Genomic DNA, 24,641 nt, shown 5'->3' with positions numbered 1-24,641 from the left:
CGTGTCCGCCCGCCCGGCCCGCCCGCCGACGCGGGCGGGCCGGGCGGGCGGGCGGGTGCTACGCCTGCGCGGTGCCGCACCAGTCGGCGATGAACAGGGCGATGCTCTTGGTGATCCGCCGGACGGACTCCACCTCCACGCGCTCGTCGAACCCGTGGATGGCCTCGGAGACGGGACCGTAGACGAGGGTGGGGATGTCGCCGTAGAGCGTGAAGACGCGGCCGTCCAGGTAGCCGGGGGTCGTGAAGCTCCGGAGCTCGGACCCGAACACCCGCTCGTGGGACCGGGCGAGCACGGCCTCGGCCTCACTGCCCTCCTCCAGGACGTAGCCCTCGGCGTAGAACCCGGTCCGGGTGGCCACGGCGGAGATCGGGTGGCCCTGGGCGTCGGACGTGACGGACTCCAGCGCGCCGGTCAGCTCCTCCCACGCCTGGTCGGCGGTGACGCCCGGGTAGAGGGCGGCCCGCACCTCGATCTCGCACCAGGCGGGGACGCTGGACGGCCAGTCGCCGCCCCTGATCGTGCCCAGGTTGAAGTTGATCGGGTGGTCGAGGTCCTCGAAGTGGCGGTGGGAGCCCCGTTCGGCGTTCCACCGCTCCTCCACGCGGCGCAGCTCGCCCATCACGTGGTGGGCGGCGTCGATGGCGTTGAAACCGGAGCTCATCTCGCGCGGGTGCGTGGGGACGCCCGCCACGCGGACCGTGAACCAGATGACCCCCGTGTTCGCGCGGACGAGCATGTCCTCCTCGGGCTCGGGGATGACGACGGCGTCCGCCGTGTACCCGCGCATGAGCGCGGACAGCGACCCGTTGCCCGTGCACTCCTCCTCGACCACCGACTGGAAGTGGATGGGAGCGGCGGGGGAGAGGCCCGCGGCGCGGACCGCGTCGAACGCGAACAGGTTGGCGACCAGGCCCGCCTTCATGTCCCCGCTGCCCCGGCCGTGGAGCCAGCCGTCGATGACGGGGGCGTCCCACGGGGAGCGCGACCACGCCTCCTCCGGGCCCTCGGGGACGACGTCCACGTGACCGTTGAGGATGAGGGACCGCCCCGTGTGCTCGGTCGGCCGGTAGGTGCCGACCACGTTCGTCACGCCCTCGTAGGAGACTGTGCTCGGCCCGTAGCCCACGTGCTCGGAGAGCTGTGCGGCGTCCAGCTCCCACCGGTCCATCGCGAAGCCGCGCCGCTCCATCTCGGCGTACAGCAGGTCCTGGGCGGAGCCCTCCCGGGTGCGCAGGGACGGGTGGCGGACCAGTTCGGCCGTCAGCTCCAGCTGGGCGTCGAAGGCCGCGTCGACCGCGTCGCAGATCCTGCGGGCATCGTCGGCGTGCATGGGGTGGTTCCTCTCGTTCGGGGCGGTGCGGTTCAGGAGACGATGGACTTGTCGGTGATGCGCAGGCGCTCCCCGTAGGCGCCGCCGACCGCCGAGAGGAGCGCGATCACGACGAGGATGAGCGCGGCGGACCAGGAGGCGTTTCCGGAGGCGGCGAGGAAGGCGGTGGCGATCAGGGGCAGGAACCCGGTCAGCGCCCCCGCGAGGTTGTAGCCCAGGGAGACCCCGCTGTAGCGCAGGTGCGGCGGGAACAGGTCGGTGAGCAGGGCGCCGGTGACGGCGTAGGCGATGGTGACCAGGGCGATGCCGGCCGTGACCGCCAGGACGATGGCCAGGGGGTCCCGCGTGTCGATGAGCCAGAACAGCGGGAAGGCCGCGGCGGCGGTCGCCAGCGAGCCCGCCACGGTCATGCGGCCCGGTCCGAAGCGCTCGGCCAGGCGCCCGGCGAACACGGTGACGACGATCTGGAGGGCGGCGGCGACCAGGGTGGCGTTGACCATGACGCTCCGGTCGACGCCCAGGGTGTTGGTGCCGTAGCTGACCACGAACGTGGTGATCATGTAGAACCCGCCGACGCCCAGCATGGCCGCGGCGACGGCGACCAGCAGACGGCCGCCCGCCTGGCGGAAGACGTCCAGGGCGGGGATCCTGGAGCGCTCCTCCTGCTCGACGAGGTCCTGGAAGATGGGCGACTCCTCGACCTTGAGGCGGATGTACAGGGCGATGCCCAGGAGCGGGAACGCGGCGAGGAACGGCAGGCGCCACCCCCAGGCGTCGAAGGCATCGCCGGGCAGCATCAGGACGAGGGCGAACGCGCCGGAGGACACGAGCGTGCCCACGGGGGAGCCGACCTGCACCAGGGCGGCGAACCGGCCCCGGGTCTCGATCGGGGCGTGCTCGACGGCGATGGTCACGGCGCCGCCCCACTCCCCGCCGACGGCCAGGCCCTGGAGGAGCCGCAGCACGGTGAGCATGACGGGCGCCGCCAGGCCGATGGAGCCGAAGTCGGGCAGCAGGCCGATCAGGCCGGTGGCGCAGCCGATCATGACGATCGTCGTGAGCAGGGCCGGCCGCCTGCCGAAGCGGTCGCCCATGTACCCGAAGAGCAGGGCGCCCAGGGGGCGCGCGGCGAACCCGACCCCGAAGGTGGCGAACGCGGCGAGCGTGGCCGCGGTGCTGTCCAGCTCCGTGAAGAACAGCCGGTTGAACACCAGGGCGGCGGCGGTGCCGAAGAGGAAGTAGTCGTACCACTCCAGCGCGGTGCCGACGAACGCCGCCCAGGCGATGCGTGAGGCGTCCGCTCCGGAGACGGTCTTCGTTCCGCCGGGGGGAGGTGCTGGGGAGTCCATTGGGGGCCTTTCGTTCGGCGGTGCTCTGCTCGGCACCCCTCGTCGGTTCACCGGATGTGCCGTCCCCCAACGGGAGGGGGCGCACGGGGAGCGGGGGCGGCGTGGCGCCGCCCCCGCTGGTAGTCCATGATCAGGGGGATCGGGTGACCTGGACAATGGTCATCCCCAACCGCCTCGCGCGTTCGACTGTGTGAACACACAACGAGGAGAGTCCCCGTGTCCTGGTCCGAAGAAGGCTCCCCCGGGGCCGTGGCCCTGCGCGCGTGCCTGCGCGAGGTCGACGCCCTCGCCCGCGCCTACCTCCTGGAGGTGCGGGGGGTGACCGGGTACCCGGAGGCGGCGATCGCCGACGAGGAGCTGCTGGCCACCGCGCGCGAGTCCCTGGAGTACCTCCTCCGGCTGGTGGCCGGGCTGCCCGTGACCTCGGACCGGCGCTCGCTGTCCCGGGAGGTGGGCCGGCGCCGCGCCCGCCAGGGCATCCCGCTGGAGTCCCTGCTGCGCGCGGTGCGGATGGACTTCCGGTTCATCTGGAACGCGTTGCGCGAGCACGTGTCCGACGAGGACCTGGTGGCGTTCAGCGACGGGGTGCTCCCGATCTGGGACGCGGTGGAGCTCCACCTCACCGACGTCCACTCCGGGTACCTCGCGGAGCTGACCGCGATGCGCAGGCAGGCCGAGCACGAGAGGGTCTTCCTGCTGCGCAGCCTGTTCGAGGCGGAGCGGCAGGACCCCCACCTGGTCCGGCAGGTCGCACGGGCCCTGGACGCGGACGCCCGGGACCTGTTCGCCGTCGCGGTCGCCGCGCCCGGCCGCGAGGCCGAGCTGCGGGCGGCGGCCGCCGGCGCGGGGGCGGACGACATGCTCGTGGACCTGGACAGCGAGGTCCTGGCCCTCCTGCGGTGCACCGACCCGGGCGGCGCGCCCCCCGAGTGGCTGCTCGGCCTGCCCGTGGGGCTCGCGCCCACCGCCCGCGGCGTCGCCGAGATCCCCCGCATGCGCCGTGTCGCCGCCAGGCTCGCGCGGGCGGTGCGGCCGGGGGACGGGCGCGCCCTGCGGGTGCGCTCGGACTGGCCCGCCGTCGTCGTCCGCGAGCTCGGCGACGTGGCGGAGGTCCTGGCGGAGGAGGTCCTCGCCCCGCTCGACGGGCTTCCGGAGAGGGAGCGGTCGGCGCTGGTCGAGACGGCCCTGGCGGTGCTGGAGCGGGGGTCGGTCAGCGAGGCGGTGCACGCGCTGTACTGCCACCGCAACACGGTCCTGAACCGCCTGCGCCGGTTCGAGGAGCTGACCGGCAGGAACCCCGCGCGCCCGGGCGACGGCGCGCTCGTCCTGCTGTCCCTGGAGGTGGCGCGCGCACGCGGGGCCGACACGGACCCGTCCTCCTGAGGCCCGGCCCGGGGCCCGGTCGGGCCGGAGCCGTCAGGGCCGGCCGGGCGGGTGCTCCGGCGCGAACAGGACCAGGGCGCGCGCCGCCTCGCGGGGGACCGTGAGGTCCAGTCCCGTCACCTCGCGGAAGGCCTGGAGCCTGTTCACCACCGTGTTGCGGTGGCAGTACAGCGACGCCGCGGTGTCCTTGACCGAGCCCGTGGCCGTGTAGTGGGAGAGCGTCTCCATGAGCCTCGCCCTGGGCCCGGGCGCCAGCCGGGCCAGGCGCGCCGCGGCGGCGCCCCCGAACCCCGGCAGCACGCGGCGCACCTGGTCGCCCGCCACCGCGAACCACACGTCGTCCTCCCGGACCAGGCCGCCGCGCTCCCCGGCGTAGCGGGACAGGACCCTGGCCGCCCCGACGGCGGCGGGGACCGCGGCCAGCCCGGCCGCGTCGGCCACCAGGCCGCCCGCCACCCCCTCCAGGGAGGCCGCCCACCCGGGCCCGCCGACCTCCCGCACCAGCGCGATCCCGTCGTCGAACTCCCAGCTCAGGTGGCGTCCCCGCTCGCGCTCCCGGGTGATGCGGCCCTGCGCCCCGTCCCGGGCCGCCGAGGGCGCGGCCACGAAGGCGACCTCGAACCGGCCGTGCTCGGGCAGGCCGAGCACGCCCGCCACCTCCGAGGCGACCTCCGCCGACCGCTCCCCGGAGTTGAGCAGGCGGGAGAAGGCCTGCGCCGTCACGGCGCGCGAGTCCCGGGCCAGGACGGCCCGCTCCTCCAGGAAGGCGGCCTGCACGTCGCTGATGTACTCCTCCACCGTCGTCAGGATCTCCTCGGCGTGCAGCACCAGGACCTCCGACGACCCGGGGCCGCCCGCCCGCACCAGCCCCGCCCAGATCACGCGGAAGTCGAGCCGGACCGCCTCCAGCAGCTTCTCCCTGGGGACCCCCTGGCGCGCCCGGCGCACGCCGAGCCGCTCCGGCAGGCCGCGCAGGCGGGCGGGCAGCGGGGCGCCCGCGATCCGGCGGATCAGCATGTCGAGGGTGTCGGAGGCGGTCCTGCGCAGGTCGTCCTCGGGGACCGCGCCGCCGGTGTAGCCGCCGAGGTCACCCAGCCGCCGCAGGAAGTCGTCCACGAGGTTCTCGCGGTCCTCGGCGAGGAGTTCGAGCATCCGCGCCCACGCCGGGGGGCCGGGCGCGGTGCGCGCGGGGCCGGGTTCGGTGGTCATCGGGGCCCTCCGAAAACGTCATCTGGGCGATACATGGGAGAAATGCCAGGGGTCGGCGCCGGAGGGGGCGTGCCGGGAGTTCGCAAACCCCCCTCCACCTGGGCCTATTCTGCTCGGTCGGTGGATTCTCCCACAAACGGACCGTGGGCCCGTGTGCATTTACACAGTCTGGCGGGGAAATCGTGTGTGAATGCCGATTGAGCTCCGACCTGCGGCGCACCGAGTATGAGCCGAGACACACCGCGCTGTTTCCACAGCTCAACCGGAGACCTCCATGACCGCAAGCCCCACACCCCCCGTCGGCGCCGACCCCGCGGCAGCGGGCCGCGACCGCCTCGCGCCCGCGAAGATGAAGAGGATCGCGACCGCCAGCGTCATCGGCACCACCGTCGAGTGGTACGACCTCTTCCTGTTCGGCACCGCCTCCGCCCTCGTCTTCAACCAGGTCTTCTTCCCCGACCTCGACGGCGCGGTCGGCACGATCCTCGCCTTCCTGACCTTCGCGTCCGCCTACGTGGCGCGCACTGTCGGCGCGGTCCTCTTCGGCCACTTCGGCGACCGCCTCGGCCGCAAGTCGATGCTGCTCGTCTCCCTCATCACGATGGGCGCCGCGACCGTCGCCATCGGCCTGGTCCCCGACTACCGGGCCATCGGCGTCGCCGCCCCGCTGCTCCTGCTCACCCTCCGCCTCGTCCAGGGCCTGGCCCTGGGCGGCGAGTGGGGCGGAGCGGTCCTGATGACGGTGGAGCACGCGCCCCCGCACAAGCGGGGCTGGTTCGGCTCGCTCGTCCAGGTCGGCGTCCCGGCGGGAACCCTCATCGCCAACCTCGCCTTCCTCGGCGTCCTGGCCGCCGTCGACCACGACGCCCTGCTGACGTGGGGCTGGCGCGTGCCGTTCCTGCTGTCCGCCCTCCTCGTCGGCGTCGGCATCTACATCCGGCTCAACATCGAGGAGACCCCCAGCTTCCAGCAGGTCAAGGACCGGGGCGCCAAGGCGAAGCTCCCGTTCGCCCACCTGATGCGCCACTACTGGAAGCAGGTCCTCCTGGGCGGCGTGGCCACCCTGTCCACCGGCTCCACCTTCACGCTCCTGGTCACCTCCGGCGTCAACTACGGCACCGCCGAACTGGGGCACTCCGAGGACCTCATGCTGTGGGCGGTCCTGGTGGCCTGCACCCTGGCCTTCGTGGCCATCCCCGCCTTCGGGCGCCTCTCCGACCGCGTGGGGCGCAAGCCCGTGATCCTGGCCGGTGTGGCGGCCGAGGCCCTGCTGGCGTTCCCGTTCTTCTGGATGCTCGACACCGGCTCGACCGCGCTCGTGTTCGCCGCCTACGCCCTGATGATGGTCGCCTTCTCCGCCAACTACGGCCCGATCGCCACCTTCCTCGCGGAGCAGTTCGGCTCCCGGATCCGCTACTCCGGCCTGTCCGTGGCGTACATGCTGTCCGGCCTCCTCGGCTCCGCGATCACGCCCGCCGTCACCGTCGGGCTGCTCTCGCTCACCGGGCAGAGCTCGTCGATCGCCTGGTACATCCTCGGCGCCTCCCTGCTGTCCCTCGTGGCGCTCCTGCTCCTGAAGTCCGTCGCCGGCGAGGACTTCGACGCCGCAGACGCCACCGGGGCGGACGGGGCCGCGGAGACGGAGGTGCGGGCGTGACCCCCCGCAGACTCGGCGCGGTCGACGGACTCGCCGCACCCGTGGGCGCGTTCTCCCACGCGGTCGTCGCCAACGGCTTCGTGTACACCTCCGGGCAGCTGCCCTCCGACGAGCACGGCGCGACCCCCGCCACGTTCGAGGAGCAGCTCACGCGCACCCTCGACAACCTCCGCACCGTCCTGGAGGCGGCCGGGAGCTCCCTCGCCCACGTCGTCAAGGTCAACGGCTACCTCACCGACCCCGGCCACCTGGAGACCTACAACCGGGTCTACCGGGCGGCGTTCGGCGACGCGCTCCCCGCGCGCACGACCGTCTGCGTGTCCCTGTGGGGCATCGCGCTGGAGATCGACTGCGTCGCGGTCCTCGCCGACCGCCCCGGCGGGGGGACCGGTGCCGCCGATGCCTGACACCGGACCCGGCACCGCCGCGCTCCTGCGGGCGCTGGCCGGGGTGGAGCTGCCCACCCTCGGCCACGTCCTGGAGGAGGGGTTCTGCGACCCCGCCGTGCGCACCGTCACCCCGGGCGCCCCGCGCATGGGCGGTGAGGCGCTCACCGTCCACCTCGCCGAACCCGACGCCCTCGCGGTCAACCGCGCCCTCGTCCGGCTGCCCCGGGGCGGCGTCCTCGTCGTCGGGGTCGACGGCGGGGCGCACGCGCCCATCGGCGCCGTCACCGCCGCCGCGGTCGCCGCCCGCGGCGGCGCGGGGATCGTCGTGGACGGCCCCGTCACCGACCTCGCGGCGCTCAGGGACAGCGGCCTCCCCGTCTACGCGCGGGGCTCCACCTGCCGCACCACCAAGCGCCTGGGCACCGCCACCGAGGCGGCGGGCGCCCCCGTGACCGTCGGCGGGGTGCGCGTGCGGACCGGCGACCTCGTCCTGGGAGACGAGAACGGGCTCCTCGTGGTCGACCCGCGCACCTTCGACCGGTCCCTGGTCGAGGGCGCCCTGCGCTCCGACCGGGACGAGCCCGGCCTCGTGGCCCGCATCCGCGCGGGGGAACCCCTCACCGGCCTCCTCGCGCTCTGACCCGCCCCACCGGGGAGTCCGACGGCCTCCCCGCGCCCCGAACCGCCCCACCAGGAAGAAGGCACCGCCCCTCATGTCCACCACCGACCCCGCCCGCCCGCGCTCGGCGGGCCACCTCGTCGTCGCCCAGCTCGAACGCGAGGGGGTCCAGCGCGTCTACGGGGTACCGGGGGAGTCCTACCTCGACGTGCTCGACGGCCTGCACGACTCCTCCGTCACCACCGTGGTCACCCGCCACGAGGGCGGCGCCGGGTTCATGGCCCTGGCCGAGGGCCGGCTCACCGGCCTCCCGGGCGTCGCCATGGTCACCCGCGGGCCGGGCGCGGCGAACGCGTTCATCGCCGTGCACACCGCCCACCAGGACGCCACGCCGCTCGTGCTGTTCGTCGGGCTGATCCCCGTCGCCGACCGGGGGCGGGAGGCGTTCCAGGAGTTCGACCTCACCGCGTGGTTCGGCAGCACCGCCAAGGCCGTGGTCACCCTGGACGACCCGGCCGCGGCGGCCCGGGTAGTCTCCGACGCCGTGCGCCTCGCACGCTCGGGCCGCCCCGGGCCGGTCGTGGTCGGCCTGCCCGAGGACGTGATCCGGCTCTCCGCCGGGGGAGCGGACACGGTGGAGCCCCGCGCGCTGCCGTCCGGCCGCCCGGACGCCGACGCGCTCGCCCGGGCCCTCGCCCGCGTCGACCGGGCCGAGCGGCCCGTCGTCGTCGTGGGCGGCGAGAACTGGACCGACGCGGACGGCGCGGCGCTGGCCGCCTGGGCCGCCGCCCGCGACATCCCGGTGCTCGCCGACTTCCGCGCCTACGACGCCGTGCCCCACCGGCTGGACGGCGCCGACAGCCCCTACGCGGGCTCGCTCGGCTACGGCCGCTCCGACGCCGCGGCCGCGCTCCTCGACGACGCCGACCTCGCCCTCTTCGTCGGCGCCTGCCGCACCGACGTGCTCAGCGACGGCTACACCCGGGGCGGCCGGGCCGAGACCGTCGTCGTCCTCCCCGGCGAACCCCTCGGACACAGCGGGCGCCTGGACCAGCACCTCGTCGCGGACCCCGCCGGGTTCGTCGCCGCCCTCGCCGAGGCCGGGGGCGCACCGGTCCGGCACGACCCCGGGCGCCTGGCCGGGGCCCGGGACGCCCACACCGCCTTCTCCACCCCGGTCGCGGCGGCCGACGACGGGGGCTTCGTCGACCTCACCGCCGCCATGGGCGTGCTGCGCGAGGAGCTCGACGACGACGCCGTCATCACCTACGGCGCGGGCAACCACGCGGTCTGGCCCGCCCGGTACCTGGAGCACCGGTCCGCCCGCTCCCTCCTGGCGCCTCGCAACGGCGCGATGGGGATGGGCATCCCGGCCGCCGTCGCCGCCTCCCTCGTGCGGCCCGGGCGCCAGGTGGTCTCCGTCGCCGGGGACGGGTGCTTCCTCATGAACGGCCAGGAGATCGCCACCGCGATCGGCTACGGTGCGGTGTTCACGGCGATCGTCGTCGACAACGGCGTCTTCGCGACCATCCGCGAACACCAGGAGCGGCACTACCCGGGGCGGCCCTCCGGCACCCACCTCACCAACCCCGACTTCGCCGCGCTGGCACGCTCCTACGGCGGGTACGGGGAGACCGTGACCGCCACCGCCGACTTCCGGGGCGCCCTGCGCAGGGCCCTGGAGAGCGGGCTCCCCGCGGTCCTGCACGTCAGACAGGACCCCGCGGTCCGCGCCCCCGGCGCCTACTGACCCGGCGCCCCGCGCCGACACCGCCCACCCGTGCCCGACGAGCAGAGGAACGAGGCCATGACCTCCAGCCCGCCCCGACCGCCGCGCGACCCCGCGGCCGACGACGCCCGCTTCCTGCGGGACTTCGAGACCATGAGCTCCTTCGGCGCCACCCCCTCGGGCGGCGTCGACCGCCAGGCGGCGAGCGAGGCCGACAACGCCCAGCGCCGCTGGTTCGCGGGCCTGCTGGAGGAGAACGGGCTGCGCGTGGTCTACGACCGCGTCGGCAACCAGTTCGGACTCCTGGAGCGCGTGCCCGGCGCCCCCTACGTCGTGGTCGGGTCCCACATGGACTCGCAGCCCACCGCCGGGCGCTACGACGGCGCCTACGGGGTCCTGGCCGCGGCCCACGCCGTCTTCCGCATCGCCGCCGAGGACGGCGCGGAGGCGCCCCCCGTCCACAACCTGGCCGTGGTCAACTGGTTCAACGAGGAGGGCTCCCGGTTCACGCCGTCCATGATGGGCAGCGCCGTCTACACCGGCAAGCTGCCGCTGGAGACCGCCCTCGCCGCGAGCGACAGCTCGGGCACCACGGTCGCCGAGGCCCTGGCCCCCACCGGGTTCCTCGGTGACGGCGACGGGCCGGAGGCCGTCCTGTGCGCCGAGATCCACATCGAGCAGGGGCGCCTCCTGGAGAACTCCGGCACCACCATCGGCCTGGTCGGCGCCAGCTGGGCGGCGAGCAAGTACGAGATCACCGTCCACGGCGAACAGGCCCACTCCGGCGCCACCGCCATGGAGGACCGCCGCGACGCGCTCGTGGGCGCGTCCATGCTCGTCGTCGCCGCGCGCGAGCTCGCCGACCGGTTCCCCGGCGTCCTGCACACCGCCGTCGGCCGCCTCGACGTGTACCCCAACTCCCCGGTCGTGGTGCCCTCCCGCGCCACGCTCCTGCTCGACCTCCGCTCGCCCGACGAGGCCGTCCTCGCCGAGGCCGAAGAGCTCCTGCTCGCCGAGGTCGCCCGCGTCGAGGCGGCCGCGAACGTCACCGTCGAGCGCACGCTCTCGCACTCCTGGGGCGTCAACCCCTACCAGCCCGAGGGCGTCGAACTGGCCCGTGCCAGCGCCGAGCGGCTCGGCCTGCGCAGCGGTGAGATCATGACCGTCGCCGGGCACGACTCGATCAACATGAAGGAGCGCGTGCCCACCGTGATGCTCTTCGTCCCCTCGGCGGGCGGGGTCTCCCACAACGAGGGCGAGTACACCGAGGACGCCGACCTCCTCGCCGGCCTGGAGGTGCTCACCGACGTGACCCGCCGCCTGGGCGCCGGAGAGCTGGAGAACGCCGAACCCCACGTTCCCGGAAGGAACCGAGCATGACCGAGTACGCCGTCACCGACCCCGCCACGGGACGCCTCGTCAGGAGGTTCCCGACCGCCACGGACGCGGAGGTCGACACCGCCGTCGAAGCCGCGGGGAGGGCCTTCCGCGCCTGGCGCCTCCGCCCCGTCGCGGAGCGCGCCGCGTACCTGGCCGCGGCGGCGGAGCGCTACCGGGCCGACCGCGAGCGCCTGGCCGGGATCATCACCCGGGAGATGGGCAAGACCACGGCGGAGGCGCTCGGGGAGGTCGACCTGTGCGCCCGGATCTACGACTACTACGCGCAGAACGCCGCCGCGTTCACCGCCGACCGGGTCCTGGACGTGTCCCACGGAACCGCGACCGTGCGCACGGAGCCCATCGGCGCGCTGCTCGGGATCATGCCGTGGAACTACCCCCACTACCAGGTGGCGAGGTTCGCGGCGCCCAACATCGCGCTCGGCAACACCGTCCTGCTCAAGCACGCGCCGAGCTGCCCGGAGTCGGCCGGGGCCGTCGCCGGCCTGCTCGCCGACGCGGGCCTCCCCGAGGGCGTGTACACCAACCTGTACGCCACCGAGGCGCAGTGCGTCCGGATCATCGAGCACCCGGCGGTCCAGGGGGTCTCGCTCACCGGCTCGGAGCGGGCGGGGCGCGCCGTCGGCGAGGTCGCCGGGCGCGCCATGAAGAAGACCGTGCTGGAGCTGGGGGGATCCGACCCGTTCATCGTCCTGCCCGACGCCGACCTGGGGCGCGCGGTCCGCGCCGCCGTGGCCGGGCGGATGGGCAACGCGGGCCAGGCGTGCACCGCGTCCAAGCGGTTCATCGTGCTGGACGAGGTGTACGACGCGTTCGTGGAGGGGTTCGTGGACGCGGTCGCGCGCCTGCGGGTCGGCGACCCCACCGAGGAGGGGGTGGACCTGGGGCCGCTGTCCTCGGAGGCCGCGGCCGTGCACGTCGCCGGCCAGGTCGCGGACGCGGTCGCCCACGGCGCCACCGTCCTCACCGGCGGGGGGCGCCCCGACCGCCCGGGCGCGTTCGTCGAGCCCACGGTGCTCACCGGGGTCGCCCCCGGTACCCGCGCCTACCGGGAGGAGATCTTCGGCCCGGTGGCCGTGGTCCACCGGGTCGCCACCGTCGACGAGGCCGTGGAGCTGGCCAACGACACCCCCTACGGCCTGGGCAGCGTCGTGTTCGGGGAGGACGAGGAGGCGGCCCTGGCCGTGGCCGACCGGCTCGACGTGGGGATGGTGTCGGTCAACGCGCCGTCGCGGACCCAGGCCGACCTGCCGTTCGGCGGGGTGAAGGCGTCCGGTGTGGGGCGCGAGCTGGGCGAGTACGGCATGGCCGAGTTCGTCAACCGCAAGCTCCTCCGCACGCGCTGAGCGCGGTCGGCCCCCCGGGGCCCGGTGGGGTTCCCCGGGGCCGGGACGCCAGGGGCGGGCGGGCCTCCGGGGCCGGGCGCGGTCGGTGGTTGTGGCGGAGCGGTCCCGGGCGGGCCTCAGGGGACGGGACCGCCGCCCGCCTCCTCACGGGCGCAGGCCGCCCAGGACGGCACGGGCGATCGCGTCGTTCTGCCGGAAGAACCCGGCGTTGGTGCGCGGACGGGAGAACCCGCCCGCCCCCACGCCGCCGGCGACCAGCGCGCCCGCGCCGAACCGGGCCGGGTGCGGCGTCCCGTCGGCGCCGCGCAGCCGCTGGTCGGCCGGGTCGGCGTCGACGAGCCCGGTGCCGGGCCGCTCCCGGATCTCCCCGCGCTCGAGCAGGGCCAGCAGCAGCGGGTCGGTCGTCCGGGCCAGCGAGGGTTGGGGCAGCCTGGCCTCCAGGAGGGCGGAGGCCCCGACCGTCGCGTCCGTGCTGGAGGACCTGGCCAGGAAACGGCCCTCGGGGGTGTCCACCTCCATGTCGGCGCCGACGAACCGCAGGACCCCCGCCCGGGCCAGCGCCAGGAGCTCCTCCAGCCGGGGGCCGGGCGGCCCGCTGGCCAGGTAGCTGAAGAACCCGGTGAACCGGGGCAGGTCCCGCGCCGCGGACTCCTGGGAGATCCGCCCGGAGCCGATCGCCTCGGAGATCACCGTGAACACCGACAGCAGCGCGAAGAAGACCGCCAGGTCCATGCTGTGCCCCTGGTCGCGCCGCCGCTCGAGGTCGGCGTCGATGTAACCGTCGAGCCACGCGCCGAGCGCGTCGTGGTCGGCGAACCGGAGCCCCGCCAGCGGCCGGTCGATCCGCCCGACGTCGAACCGGTCCCCGTCCTCGCGCACCGCCTCGGAGACCAGTTCCTTGAGCTGGGCCCCCGACCAGTCCAGGGAGTCCAGCCGCCGGACGAACTCCTCCGCGTCGACGTCCAGCCGCTCGGGGTGCGACAGCGCCAGTTCCCGGTAGTGGGCGTGGGCCAGCTCCCGCACGACGAGCGGCCACACGTCCTCCCGGAGGTCGAGGGGGCCGGGGCCGAGCGCGTCCAGGGCCTGCGCGCTCACGTGCCTCGGCAGTGCGGGGCGCGCCCCGGGCAGGTGGTAGTGGATCTTGGAATGGTAGGGAACCCCGCGCCGCGATCCGGCGTGGAGGACGGGCTCGGAGCCGGAGGGTGAGTAGCGCAGGGTCCCGTCCGGGTCCCTGCGGAAGACGCCGCCCCTCCCGGAGGTCAGCAGCACGACGGTGTCCACGAACGCCAGTCCCATGCCGCGCACCAGCGCGGGCTCGCCGGGCGGGACCGCGTCGAGGGAGATGTCCGCGGTGGAGGCGGTCGGTATGTGGACGAGGCCGTGCGCGGCGGCGTGCCGGGCGAGCTCGCGCTCCTCCTCGGTGGGGCCGGTGTCGGCCGAGCCCTGCGCCAGGACGACGGCGTCCGCGTCCAGGGTGTTCCCGGGAACCGGCGGGCGGCCCGCGCCGGCGGTGCGGTCCGGGACCGGATACGGCGGGCGGTCGAGGAACAGGCGCTGGCGCCCGTCGGCCAGGTCGCGCAGGTCCACCGCCCGTGCGGCCACGGAGCGGACGGCCACCCGCCCCGGGGCCCGCTCGGCCACGTGGTGGAAGACCCAGGACAGGTACCTGCTCTGGAACCTGCGGGTGGCGAACCAGCCGGGATGGACCCGGCGGGCCTCGGCGAGGTCGGCCGCGTCGGCTGCGAACCCGGGCGGCCTGTGCAGGCGTCCCGCAGCGAGGTCCTCGGCCCACTCGGTCAGGGTGGGGCCGGGGACGACGGGCCCGGAGCACACCACCGACGCGTCGGTGAACATCGTGCAGTCGTTCGCCGTGGTGTTCATCCAGAGCCAGGGCGACTGCGCGCGCCGCCAGATCCGGCCGCCGCCGGGCGGGTACGGATCTACGAGGTAGACCTCGAGCGTTCTGTCGGGCAGGAGTTCGTGGACGTTGGCGGTGATCCGTTCGAGGAGGGAGGTGGCCCTGGGGCCCGCGCCGACGAGCGCGATGCGGAGCGGGCGCCGGGGGAGCGCTGTGGTGGTCACCCCCTGAGGCTAATGCATACTAAATAGGTAGTAAATATCGGAAATTTGAGGGTGGTTCGCGGCCCGGGAGCGGAACCGCGACGCGAGGGGCGGACGGGACTCAGGGGGCGGGCGCGGTCGGGGAGGTCAGGGGTTGTGGCGGAGCGGCCCCGGGCGGGCGGGCCTCAGGGGACGGGCGCCGCCTCGACCCTGCGCAGCGCCTCCCGCCAGGGCGCGGGCACCGCGCCCGAGCAGACCACCTCGCGCGCCCCCAGGAACCCGGCCAGGTCGGCGACCGCGCCCGCGACACCCTCCGCGGCGTCCGCGACCTCCTCGGCGGAGGCCGGGTCCGGGGACGGGGCGGCCCCGGCGTCCGAGCCCGCCGCCCGGACCCCGGTCGCGCCGGGCTCGGCGTACACGTTCTCCAGGTCCAGGACGCCGCGCCGCCGGTCGAACCTCGGCGCGATCCTGCCCACCAGCCGGTCGCCGTGCAGGACCGGCAGGACGTAGTAGCCGAACTCCCTCCGCGCCTTGGGCACGTACATCTCGGTGCGGAAGCGGAAACCCCACAGCAGCTCGGTCCGCTCGCGGTCGCAGAGCAGGTTGTCGAACGGGGACAGCAGCACGGTCCTGGGCCCCCACGCCTCCCCGCCCACGGTCTCCAGCTGCGGGAGGACGTCCGCGTGCACGAACCACGGCTCGTCCGGGTCGGCGCCCTCGACCCGGGCCCGCACCGCCCGGCCGTCCGCCACCAGCCGTTCGAGCGCCTCCGGCAGCGCGTCGTAGCGGTCGCGGACGAAGTGGTTCGCGACGTCCCCCGCGCGTCCGGCGCCCAGAGCCCGCAGGGCGTGCTCGGCCGAGAGCGACACGATGTCCGCGTCCGGCAGCTCGGTCCGGTCGGCGCGCTCCGGCAGGCACCGTTCGGCCAGGTCCCACAGGCGCTTGCCGCCCTCCCGGCCCGCCACCATCACCCGTCCCTGGGTCCACAGCAGATCGAGCATGCGCTCGACGTTGCGCCCCTTCGTCCATCCGCCCGACTCCCAGGGCAGCGCGGAGCGGTCCTCGAACCCGCCGACGGGCAGGGGCCCCTTGTCCTCCAGCCGCTGGAGGACGTGCTCGCGCAGTTCCGCGTTGGCCTCGACCCAGGCCACCAGCCGCCGTCCGTAGGCGGAGACGCCCCTCGGGTAGCGGCGCATCAGCCCCCGGTGCAGCGCGTAGTCCTCGGTCAGCACGATCGACGCCGCGTGGGCCCAGTACTCGAACAGCCAGCGCTCGTCCCACAGGAGGGCGTCGAGGTCGGCCTCGTCGAACCTGCCCACCCTGCTCCACAGGACCAGCAGGTGGCTCCGGGCGACCACCGCGACGGGGTCCAGCTGGAGGCAGCGCAGCGCGCGCAGGACCTCGCGCAGCCCGTCGGTGTCGGCGGCGGGCCGGGGGCCGGCCAGCCTCTGGCGGGTGATCGCGAGGCGGCGGACGGTGCGGCGGTCCAGGTCGAGGGGGCGCACGGAGGCTCCTGGGGAGAGGGGGAGGGGAGAGGAGGCGAGGGCGGGACGGGTGCCTCGTGAGGCGTCGCGTCCCCGCCAGTGAACCGCGCGCCGACGACGTTCCGCGGTACGGGAGGGCGGTCGGCGCGCTGCACGGGCTCCGGGAGGGGGTGGGTGCGGTTCCTGCCGCACCGGTCCCGGGCGACCGCGTCAGAGCCGGGTGGGGAGCGGTCCGCCGTTCCACTCGACGGCGTCGGACAGCGCCGCCGTGAGGTCCATGGCGGTGCCGGTGAGGTCGGCGTGGGCGCGGTGCAGGTTCAGGGCGATGCGCTCGGCGTCGTCCCAGTCGCGGAACTCGCCCAGGTCGCAGGCGAGGGCGGTCTCCAGCGGGGTGCGCCCTCGGGCCACCCCGGCGCGGGCGGTCTCCAGGACGAACCGGTAGTAGCGCTCGTGGGCGCCCAGCACCGCGTCGAGCTCGGCGGCGCCGAACAGCGGCCCGTGCCCGGGGACCACGTGGTCGGGCGCAAAGTCGTGCAGCCACTCCAGGGAGCGCAGCGCGCCCTCCAGCGAGCCCATGAACACGAGCGGGGTGAGGCCGTGGAACACCAGGTCGCCGGTGTACAGCACCCGCTCCTCCGGCAGCCAGGCCACGACGTCGCCGGGGGTGTGCGCGGTGTACCCGGGGTGGAGCAGGTCCACGCGCCGCCGACCGGTGTACACGGTCAGCCCCCGGTCCAGCACGATCGACGGGGCGCGCCGGCTGACCCCGCCCCAGTCGGGGGCGGGGGACCAGAACGGCGGGCAGGCGTCGAGGAACGGGTCGTGGAGCAGGGCCTCGCGCATGGCGGCCTGTCCGATGAGCGCGGTGGAGTCGGGCAGCAGGCTGTTGCCGTAGGTGTGGTCCCCGTGCTGGTGGGTGTTGACCGCCCACCGCACGGGGGTGTCGCCGGTGGCGCGCGCCAGGGCGTCGAGGAAGCGGCGGGTGCGGGCCTCGGTGGCGCAGGTGTCGACCACCAGGAGGCCGTCCTCGCCGGCGACCGCGCCCGCGTTGTTCACCCACCAGGTGCCGTCGGGCTGGACCCACGCGTACACGCCCTCGACGATCTCGGTCAGGGCCGCGGCCTCGGGGCCGGCCGGTGCGTTCGAGCCCATGGTGGCGGTCTCCTCACGGAACGTGCGTGCGGTCGGGGGAGCAGGTTACCGCCGACGGGTGGGAGCCGGCGACGGGGAGTCCGGTCCCGGACGCGCCCGGTTCCGGGGCGCACGGCGCCCACCTGCGATGATCTTGTACTTGTAGCGAGGTTGGACGCCGAGACCGTCGATAAGTACAAGATCATCGGGGGCGGGCGGGGCCTCGCGTCGCGCCCGCGGCGGTTCGGGGCGGTCCGCTAGCCCGGCCTCGGCCCGGGGTGGGGCCGGACCACGTGCCCGGCGGCCTCCAGGCCCGCCGTCGCCGCGTCCACGAAGACCGCCACGCTCGCGTGGCGCCGCCGGGGCGGCCACACCACCGACGTGCGCCAGGCCAGCGGGTTCCCCTCCAGGGGCGACCACACCAGGCCCTCGGGTAGCCCGCCCAGGGGCCTCTCGTTGAAGTGCACGCCCCGCCCGGCCATGACCAGGCCGTTGACGAACAGCGGGTTGCGGGCGTGCCGGATCGCCCCGGGTCGGAACCCCTCCGAGCTGCACGCGGACATGACCTGGTCGTAGAGCATCGGCGCCATCGCCCGGGGGAAGACCACCAGCGGCATCCCGTTGAGGTCGCGCAGCCGCACCGGCCCGCCCCCCGCCAGCGGGTGCTCGGCGGGCAGCAGGACCCCCAGGGCCCGGTGGGCCACCGGACCCGACTCCAGACCCGTGGTGTCGGAGGGGTGGCGCACCACCCCGACGTCCAGGTCGCCCTCGCGCAGCGCCCGCAGCTGCTCGTCCGTGGTGAGCTCGTGCAGGTCCACCAGCACGTCGGGAGCGTTGCGCGCCAGCTCCGCGACCAGGGTGCGCAGCGTGGCGGGCATGGTGTCCGGCGGGATCCCCGCACGCAGGATCCCGCTCTCCCCGGGGCGGATGCGGCGCATGGCCTCCAGGGCCGACTCGGTGCTCTCCAGCACCGGCCGGGCGTGTTCCAGCAGCAGGGCCCCGGCCTCGGTCAACCGCACCTGGTTGCGGCCGCGGTCGAACAGCCGCACGCCCAGTTCGCGCTCCAGGTCGCGGATGCGCTGGGACAGCGGCGGCTGGGCCATGTGCAGGCGGGCGGCGGCCCGGCCGAAGTGCAGCTCCTCGGCGAGCACCGTGAAGTAGCGCAGGTGGCGCAGTTCCATGCGGGGACCCTACCGGTCATATCACTGCGATATCGCGGGAGGTCCCAACTGGTGTTGGACTCCGGCGGCGGTGAGCTGTTGTGATGTCGTTCATAGGGCGGAGGGCCCGGGTTCTCCCGCGGGCCACCGGGGAGCACCGGCTCCACCCGCCCCTCCGGCGTGCGCGATCCCGTCCGCCGCACTCCTGCTTGTGAACTCGTGAAAGGCATCGGCATGTCACCGAACGACGACCTCGTCCTGGCGCACCGCGAACCCCTCGCCGAGGGCCACGCCACCGTCATCACCCTCAACCGCCCCGACAAGCTCAACGCGTGGACCGGCGCCATGCGCACCCGCCTGGTCGGGCTGTTCGAGGAGGCGGGCGCCGACCCCGACTGCCGCGCCGTCGTGCTGACCGGCTCCGGCAGCGCCTTCTGCGCGGGCCAGGACCTGGCCGAGACCCGGGACATCGACCCGGCCGACCACGCCGCCGCCGAGGCGTGGATCGACGACTTCGACCTGCTCTACAGGGCCCTGCGCGGCATCGACAAGCCCACCATCGCGGCGGTCAACGGCGTCGCCGCCGGCTCCGGGTTCCAGTTCGCGCTCCTCGCGGACCTGCGCGTCGGCCATCCCGGCGTGCGCATGGGCCAGCCCGAGGTCCGCTCCGGCATCCCCAGCGTCACCGGCATCTGGGCCATGTGGGACATCCTCGGCAAGGCCCGCACCATCGAGTTCACCCTCACCGGCGAGCTGGTCGACGGGGACGAGGCCCACCGCCTCGGCCTGCTCACCCGGCTCGTCCCCGGGCGGGACGAGGTGCTCCCCGCCGCCCTCGCCCTCGCGGACTCCCTCGCCTCCCTGCCCCCCGGCGCCGTCGCCCTCACCAAGGCCCGCCTGCGCGAGATCGACGACGAGGCGCTGACCGACTCCATCACCGCGGCCAAGAGGGTCCACGCCCAGGCCTACGCCAGCGGCGAGCCCCAGCGGGAGATGGAGCGGTTCCTGGCCAAGCGCCGCTGAACCGCAGCTCCACCACCGACGCCACAGCAGGAAACAGGGGAGACCACCCGATGACCACCACCGGAACCGAGGACGGCACGCACTCCGGAGCCGGGGCCGCAGCCCCGGGCACCGCCGTCCCGGACCCCGCCCAGTACCCGGCCGCGGCCGCACCCACCCCGGAGGCACTCGCCGAGGGGGACCGCCTCTACCGGCTCCTGTGCGAGGAGCAGGACTGGGAGGCGCCCGAGCGCTACAACATGGCGGTCGACGTCGCCGACCACCACCCCGGCGACCGCGTCGCCCTCGTCTTCGAGGACCACACCGGCCACCGGGAGGAGGTCACCTGGGACCGGATCCGCGACCGGGCGGCCCGCGTCGCCGCCCACCTGCACGCCCTGGGCGTGCGCAAGGGCGACCGGGTGGCCGTGCTGCTGCCCCAGCGGCCCGACACGCCCGCCACCTACCTGGGCGTCCTGCGCACCGGCGCCGTCCTGGTCACCATGTCCCCGCTGTGGGCCGACGACCCCATCGCCTACCGGCTCGCCGACTCCGGCAGCGCCGTCCTCGTCACCGAGAACGCCTCCCTGGGGCGGGCGGCCGACGCGGTCGCGGCGATCGCCTCACTCGGGGGTGAGGGGGCCGGCGGCGCGCCGTCCCCGGCCGACGTGCGGATCGTGGACGTGGACGACCCCGCGATCGCCGCGTGCGAGCCCCGGTACGAGGCGGCCGACACCGCCGCGGACGACCCCGCCCTCATCTTCTACACCTCCGGCACCACGGGCCCGGCCAAGGGCATCGTGCACGCCCACCGCACCCTCCTCGGGCACAACGAGTTCCGGTACTGCCACGACCTGCGCCCCGGCGACGTGTTCTACGGCGCGGGCGACTGGGCGTGGTCCATGGCCAAGCTCATGGGTCCGCTGCGCGTCGGGGCCACCCACCTGGTCTACCGCCCCCGGGCGGGCTTCGACCCCGAGGGCCTGCTGGCCGCCATGTCCCGCAACCGGGTCACCACCGCCCTGGTCAACCCCACCCTGCTGCGCAAGCTCCGCGCCGACGTCCCCGACGCCGGGCGGCGCCACCCCCAGGCCCTGCGCGTGGTGTGCTGCTCCAACGAGCCCCTCACCACCGACCTCATCGCCTGGTTCCGCGAGCAGTTCGGGGTGACCCCGCTCGACTACTACGGGTCCACCGAGTCCTACCCGCTGCTGGGCAACCTGCCCGGCGTGCCGGTCAAGCCCGGTTCGGTGGGGCGCCCGCTCCCCGGGTGGGAGGTCGCGCTCCTGGACGCCGACGGCAACGAGGTGCCCGAGGGCGAGCCGGGGGAGATCTGCCTCCGCGCGCGCAGCAACCCCCAGTTCCCCCTCGGCTACTGGAGGAGGCCCGACGCCTCCGCCGAGAGCTTCGGCGGCGACTGGTACCGCACCAAGGACCAGGCCACCCGCGACGCCGACGGCTACTACTGGTTCCTGGGCCGCACCGACGACGTCATCAAGACCTCCGGGTACCGGGTGGGCCCCTACGAGGTCGAGGCGGCCCTGCGCGAGCACCCGGCGGTCGCCGACGCGGGCGTGGTCGGCCTGCCCGACCCGCTGCGCGGACAGGTCGTCAAGGCGTGGATCGAACTCGCCGACGGGTACCGCCCCGGCGACGACCTCGCCGACGAGATCCGCGCCTTCGCCCGCGAACACTACTCGCGCTTCGCCTACCCGCGCCTGATCGCCTTCGCCGAACGCCTCCCGCGTTCCGCGACAGGCAAGGTCCAGCGCGCCGAGCTGCGACGACGCGACACGGTCTGAGAGACCGGTGCGGCGGCGGCCCCCGCCGCCGCACCCGGCCGCGCCAGGCCACCCCGGCGGGCCGCCCCGTCTCTTGTCCCCCCTAACATCGATCCCGGGCCAGGCCCGGGCAGTGAGAAAGAGGAGTTCGGGTACGGTGCTGAACGATCAGGAAGCCCCCGCGACGCCACCCCGCGACATGGGCGGCGTACGCCGCCGCGTCACCGTGGCCACCGCCATCGGCAACTTCGTGGAGTGGTTCGACTCCGGCGCCTACGCCGTCATGTCGGCCACCATCGCGGTGCTGTTCTTCCCCAACTACGACCCCGCCGCCGCGCTGCTGGCGACCTGGGCGATCTTCGCGGCGGGGTTCGTCGCGCGGCCGATCGGCGCCCTGTTCTTCGGCCACTACGGCGACCGCATCGGCCGCAACCGCGCCCTCGCGCTGAGCGTGCTGTGCATGAGCGGCGCCACCCTCGGGATCGGCCTGCTGCCCACCTACGCGGCGATCGGCCTCGGCGCCCCACTGCTGCTTCTGCTCATGCGCACGGTCCAGGGCTTCTCCACCGGCGGCGAGTACACGGGCGCCTCCTCCTTCATCATGGAGTACGCCCCCGAGGGCCGCCGCGCCCGGTACGCCAGCGCCGTCCCCATCACCGTCGGCGTGGCCGCGGTGGTCGGCTCCGGCGTGGGCGTGCTGCTCACCGGCACCCTCAGCGAGGAGGCCCTGATGTCGTGGGGCTGGCGGATCCCGTTCCTGATCGCGGGCCCGCTCGGCGCCATCGGCCTGTACCTGCGCTCCCGCCTGGACGACACCCCGGTCTTCCGCGAGATGGCCGCGCAGGAGAACACCACGAAGAGCCCGCTGCGGCAGGCCTTCCGGGTCTCCGGGCGCCAGATGTTCACGCTGTTCGGCTACAGCATCACGAACGCGGTCGGCTACTACTTCATGAGCTCGTACATGATCAGCTACATGTCGGAGTCGCTGGACTACACCAAGACCCAGGCGCTCATGACCAGCGTCGTCGCGATGCTCGCGTACACGGCGGCGTGTCCGCTGATGGCCGTGGCCAGCGACCGCTTCGGCAGGCGGCCCATGCTGATGATCGCCTGCGGTGGGTTCGTCCTGCTGACGTACCCCGCGTTCCAGCTGATGTCGACCGGGCTGGCCGGGGCGCTGGTGGGGACCTCGGTCCTGGCCGTGCTCGTCGCCGTGATCGGCACGTCCAACGTGCCGATGATGGTGGAGATGTTCCCCGCGCAGCTGCGGGCCAGCGGCTCGGCGGTCGGCTACACCGCCGCGTACGTGCTGTTCGGCGGCACCGCGCCGTTCGTGGCGACGTGGCTGGTCAGCAGCACCGGCAGCGCTCTCACGCCGGCGTTCTACCTGGTCGGGGTGGCCGCGATCAGCCTCCTGGTGGTGCTGACCCTGGTGAGGGAGACCAAGGACCTCTCGCTCACCCGCACCACGCTGCGCTGACGGGAGCGCCGCCCGGTCGGCGGCACCGGCCCGTGCCGCCGACCGCCTCCCTCAGCCCCGGGCGAGGCGGCGCAGCGCGGCCCGGGCCGGCGGCCCCCAGGTGTCGTGGCCGCCGGGGCGTCCGCGGACGCCGGCCTCGCCGACGAGCACGCCGCCGAGTGCGCACAGCACCGCCCAGCCGCGGGCACGGCGCAGGGTCGCTGGGTCCGGGGCCGGGCGGTAGGCCCCCAGGAAGCGGTCGAGCCCGCCGTCCGGCAACAGGATCCAGGCGGCGGCCAGGTCGCAGGCCGGGTCGCCCGCGCACAGGTCGCCGAAGTCGATCACCCCGCACAACGCGCCGTCGCGGGTCAGGACGTTGGCCGGGTGCAGGTCGCCGTGCAACCACAGCGCCGACCCCTGCCAGCGGGGAGCGGCGACCGCGTCCTCCCAGACCGCGCGCACCGCCTCCGGGTCCTCGATCAGCCCCTGGGCTGCGGCCGAGGCGAACTGTTCGGCGAACTGCCCGGCATGGCCGGCCAGGGGGCGCCTGCTCTTGCGGTTCACGGGTGCGTCCTCGGGCGCGGGCCGGTGCAGGGCGGTCAGGAAGGCCGCCAAGTCCTCGGCCGCACGGGCGGCGTCCGTGACCGGGGCGCGGTCCGCGGGCGTTCCCGGAACCCAGGTGGTCACGGTCCAGGGGCGTTGGAACCGCGCACCGGGCATGCCCAGGCGCAACGGGACCGGGACCGGCAGCGGAAGGCGCGGCGCAAGGGAGGGCAGCCAGGCGAGCTCTCCCCGCACCAGGGCCTCCGCGGACCGCGGCGTCCAGGGCAGCCGTACGGCGAGGTCGTCCCCGAGCCGCCACATCTGGTTGCCCGCGCCCCGCGTGCCCGAGTACAGGGGACGGTCGGCCAGGTCGGGGTGCTGTTCGCGCAACAGGTCCCGGACGAACTCCGCGGTGAGGCCGAGAGGGGGGTGCGTCATGGCCAGAAATGTAGCCCACGGGCCCGGCCCGCGCGCGGGCGGTGCGGAGCAGACGCGCAGGGGCGCGGACGCCCGTCGTCCCCGGCCGGGTGGGCGGGGGCGGCGGTGGTCGCAGCGGGGTGCGGTGCGGCGGCGCCCCGACCCGGCGGACCGCCCGGAGCACCCGGCCCGCGCGCGGGCGGGCTGCGTCACCCCCGGGGGGACGCGCCCGTCGGGGCGGACCCGGGGCCGTGCTCGTCCGAGGGCCGTGCCGGATAGGTGACGACGCGGTCGGTGCGCACGACGGCCCCCGGGGTGAGCCGGGCGGCGTCCACGCGGTGGCCGTCCATGATGTGGAGGACCTCGTGGCCGTGGGCGAGGAGGTGGTCGGCGATGATGCGCCGGTGGCACCGCCACCACACCGCCTCCGCGCACATCACGGCGGCGCGGTGGGCCGTGCCCGCCGCGCGCAGCCGGGCGAGCCCCGTCCCGAACTCGGCCGAGAGCCCGTGGTCGGCGTAGTTGTGGAAGCCGCGGTTGCGCCAGAGCCCGTTGACCTCGGGGGGCACGCCCCCGGCGACGGGGCGCCGGTCGCCGAGCTCCGCGACGCGCTCGTAGCGCACGCCGAGAGCGCTCAGGGCCGTGGAGAGCGCCTCCTCGTCGAACTGCGGGTTGCGGCGGGAGCCCGGAAGCCTGCGCACGTCGACCACCGTCTCCACGGCGGCCTCCTCCAACAGGGCGGCGAACTCCTCGAACGTGCGGTCGGAGTGGCCCACGGTGAGGAACGGCGGCGCCATCGCGGCTAGCCGCCGCCGGACGTCCGGGTCAGGGCTTCGTCCTTGTGCGCCGCCGTGCGGCCGGTCCTGTCGCTCTCGATCTCGTACTGCGGATCGTCCTCGGACGCGCGGCGCGTACGGCCCCGGAACGTGAAGTCGCCGGTGTGGACCCTGGTGATCGTGCCGGACACCCGTCCGGCCTCGGAGTTCCAGCTCACATGGTCGCCGACGTCGAAACGGCGTGTCATCGCGCACCCTCCTCCGGTCGTGGCGGGACGGACCCCCGACATACCCCGGACGACCCCGGGGTATGCGGGCGGGGCACGCCGCGGGGCCCACCGCCGGGGAAGACGCCTCGCTCCCCGGTTCGGTCCCGGGTCTCCCCGTCCACCGGGCGGCGCCCGGTGGACGCGGA

Annotated in this window: 20 protein-coding genes; 10 read left to right on the top strand and 10 right to left on the bottom strand. The window is 74.9% G+C overall.

What is annotated here, in order from left to right; genetic code table 11:
- Positions 1-58: 58 nt before the first annotated feature.
- Positions 59-1,333 (bottom strand): ArgE/DapE family deacylase, encoded by a 1,275-nt coding sequence (locus tag ACQPYD_RS23070; protein ID WP_267945606.1) that lies wholly within the window; start codon positions 1,331-1,333, stop codon positions 59-61.
- Between the two features lie 32 nt (positions 1,334-1,365).
- Positions 1,366-2,682: an MFS transporter gene (locus tag ACQPYD_RS23065; protein WP_433697652.1), complete on the bottom strand. Its 1,317-nt coding sequence runs from the start codon at positions 2,680-2,682 to the stop codon at positions 1,366-1,368.
- A gap of 216 nt (positions 2,683-2,898) precedes the next feature.
- On the opposite strand from ACQPYD_RS23065, the gene ACQPYD_RS23060 reads away from it, so the two are divergent.
- On the top strand, positions 2,899-4,065 hold the full coding sequence (locus ACQPYD_RS23060) for a helix-turn-helix domain-containing protein (RefSeq protein ID WP_433697651.1): 1,167 nt from the start codon (positions 2,899-2,901) through the stop codon (positions 4,063-4,065).
- A gap of 33 nt (positions 4,066-4,098) precedes the next feature.
- On the opposite strand, the gene ACQPYD_RS23055 is transcribed toward ACQPYD_RS23060, so the two are convergent.
- The gene (locus ACQPYD_RS23055; RefSeq protein ID WP_433697650.1) at positions 4,099-5,274 is read right to left on the bottom strand and encodes a helix-turn-helix domain-containing protein; all 1,176 of its coding nucleotides are present in this window, start codon (positions 5,272-5,274) and stop codon (positions 4,099-4,101) included.
- Between the two features lie 274 nt (positions 5,275-5,548).
- Here ACQPYD_RS23055 and ACQPYD_RS23050 point away from each other — a divergent pair, with 274 nt between their 5' ends.
- The 6 genes from ACQPYD_RS23050 to ACQPYD_RS23025 all read left to right on the top strand — a co-directional run bounded on the left by ACQPYD_RS23050 (position 5,549) and on the right by ACQPYD_RS23025 (position 12,412).
- The gene (locus ACQPYD_RS23050; RefSeq protein ID WP_433697649.1) at positions 5,549-6,931 is read left to right on the top strand and encodes an MFS transporter; all 1,383 of its coding nucleotides are present in this window, start codon (positions 5,549-5,551) and stop codon (positions 6,929-6,931) included.
- Complete coding sequence (locus ACQPYD_RS23045; protein WP_433697648.1) at positions 6,928-7,338, top strand: RidA family protein; 411 nt, start codon at positions 6,928-6,930, stop codon at positions 7,336-7,338. Before ACQPYD_RS23050 ends, ACQPYD_RS23045 begins: the two co-directional genes overlap by 4 nt.
- Complete coding sequence (locus tag ACQPYD_RS23040; RefSeq protein WP_433697647.1) at positions 7,331-7,960, top strand: RraA family protein; 630 nt, start codon at positions 7,331-7,333, stop codon at positions 7,958-7,960. Before ACQPYD_RS23045 ends, ACQPYD_RS23040 begins: the two co-directional genes overlap by 8 nt.
- Before the next feature lie 73 nt (positions 7,961-8,033).
- The gene (locus ACQPYD_RS23035) at positions 8,034-9,689 is read left to right on the top strand and encodes a thiamine pyrophosphate-dependent enzyme (RefSeq protein WP_433697646.1); all 1,656 of its coding nucleotides are present in this window, start codon (positions 8,034-8,036) and stop codon (positions 9,687-9,689) included.
- A gap of 57 nt (positions 9,690-9,746) precedes the next feature.
- Positions 9,747-11,048, top strand: a complete 1,302-nt coding sequence (locus tag ACQPYD_RS23030) for a M20 family metallo-hydrolase (protein WP_433697645.1) — start codon at positions 9,747-9,749, stop codon at positions 11,046-11,048.
- Complete coding sequence (locus ACQPYD_RS23025) at positions 11,045-12,412, top strand: NAD-dependent succinate-semialdehyde dehydrogenase (RefSeq protein WP_433697644.1); 1,368 nt, start codon at positions 11,045-11,047, stop codon at positions 12,410-12,412. The genes ACQPYD_RS23030 and ACQPYD_RS23025 overlap by 4 nt, the downstream gene beginning before the upstream one ends.
- 144 nt (positions 12,413-12,556) lie before the next feature.
- Here ACQPYD_RS23025 and ACQPYD_RS23020 read toward each other — a convergent pair whose 3' ends face one another.
- The 4 genes from ACQPYD_RS23020 to ACQPYD_RS23005 all read right to left on the bottom strand — a co-directional run bounded on the left by ACQPYD_RS23020 (position 12,557) and on the right by ACQPYD_RS23005 (position 18,269).
- Positions 12,557-14,494, bottom strand: coding sequence for an FAD/NAD(P)-binding protein (locus ACQPYD_RS23020; protein WP_433697643.1), 1,938 nt, complete (start codon positions 14,492-14,494; stop codon positions 12,557-12,559).
- A 164-nt stretch (positions 14,495-14,658) separates the two neighbouring features.
- Complete coding sequence (locus ACQPYD_RS23015) at positions 14,659-15,978, bottom strand: winged helix-turn-helix domain-containing protein (RefSeq protein ID WP_433697642.1); 1,320 nt, start codon at positions 15,976-15,978, stop codon at positions 14,659-14,661.
- A 189-nt stretch (positions 15,979-16,167) separates the two neighbouring features.
- Positions 16,168-17,109 carry an MBL fold metallo-hydrolase gene (locus ACQPYD_RS23010; RefSeq protein ID WP_433697641.1) on the bottom strand — a complete coding sequence of 314 codons (942 nt, stop codon included), beginning with the start codon at positions 17,107-17,109 and terminating at the stop codon, positions 16,168-16,170.
- Positions 17,110-17,345: 236 nt separating this feature from the next.
- On the bottom strand, positions 17,346-18,269 hold the full coding sequence (locus ACQPYD_RS23005) for a LysR substrate-binding domain-containing protein (RefSeq protein ID WP_433697640.1): 924 nt from the start codon (positions 18,267-18,269) through the stop codon (positions 17,346-17,348).
- Between the two features lie 213 nt (positions 18,270-18,482).
- On the opposite strand from ACQPYD_RS23005, the gene ACQPYD_RS23000 reads away from it, so the two are divergent.
- The 3 genes from ACQPYD_RS23000 to ACQPYD_RS22990 all read left to right on the top strand — a co-directional run bounded on the left by ACQPYD_RS23000 (position 18,483) and on the right by ACQPYD_RS22990 (position 22,511).
- Positions 18,483-19,271 carry an enoyl-CoA hydratase/isomerase family protein gene (locus ACQPYD_RS23000; RefSeq protein ID WP_433697639.1) on the top strand — a complete coding sequence of 263 codons (789 nt, stop codon included), beginning with the start codon at positions 18,483-18,485 and terminating at the stop codon, positions 19,269-19,271.
- 50 nt (positions 19,272-19,321) lie between these two features.
- On the top strand, positions 19,322-21,052 hold the full coding sequence (locus tag ACQPYD_RS22995; RefSeq protein WP_433697638.1) for an acyl-CoA synthetase: 1,731 nt from the start codon (positions 19,322-19,324) through the stop codon (positions 21,050-21,052).
- A gap of 136 nt (positions 21,053-21,188) precedes the next feature.
- Positions 21,189-22,511, top strand: coding sequence for an MFS transporter (locus ACQPYD_RS22990; protein ID WP_433697637.1), 1,323 nt, complete (start codon positions 21,189-21,191; stop codon positions 22,509-22,511).
- A 51-nt stretch (positions 22,512-22,562) separates the two neighbouring features.
- On the opposite strand, the gene ACQPYD_RS22985 is transcribed toward ACQPYD_RS22990, so the two are convergent.
- From ACQPYD_RS22985 to ACQPYD_RS22975, 3 genes are all read right to left on the bottom strand, one after another.
- Positions 22,563-23,471 carry an aminoglycoside phosphotransferase family protein gene (locus tag ACQPYD_RS22985; RefSeq protein ID WP_433697636.1) on the bottom strand — a complete coding sequence of 303 codons (909 nt, stop codon included), beginning with the start codon at positions 23,469-23,471 and terminating at the stop codon, positions 22,563-22,565.
- A 188-nt stretch (positions 23,472-23,659) separates the two neighbouring features.
- Positions 23,660-24,247 (bottom strand): DUF488 domain-containing protein, encoded by a 588-nt coding sequence (locus ACQPYD_RS22980; protein ID WP_433697635.1) that lies wholly within the window; start codon positions 24,245-24,247, stop codon positions 23,660-23,662.
- Between the two features lie 5 nt (positions 24,248-24,252).
- Positions 24,253-24,474: a DUF2945 domain-containing protein gene (locus tag ACQPYD_RS22975; RefSeq protein WP_344184247.1), complete on the bottom strand. Its 222-nt coding sequence runs from the start codon at positions 24,472-24,474 to the stop codon at positions 24,253-24,255.
- Positions 24,475-24,641 lie beyond the last annotated feature (167 nt).

This window comes from Nocardiopsis sp. CA-288880 (assembly GCF_050955985.1).
Lineage (GTDB): Bacteria > Actinomycetota > Actinomycetes > Streptosporangiales > Streptosporangiaceae > Nocardiopsis > Nocardiopsis tropica.
This window is presented reverse-complemented; position numbering and strand designations above follow the sequence as displayed.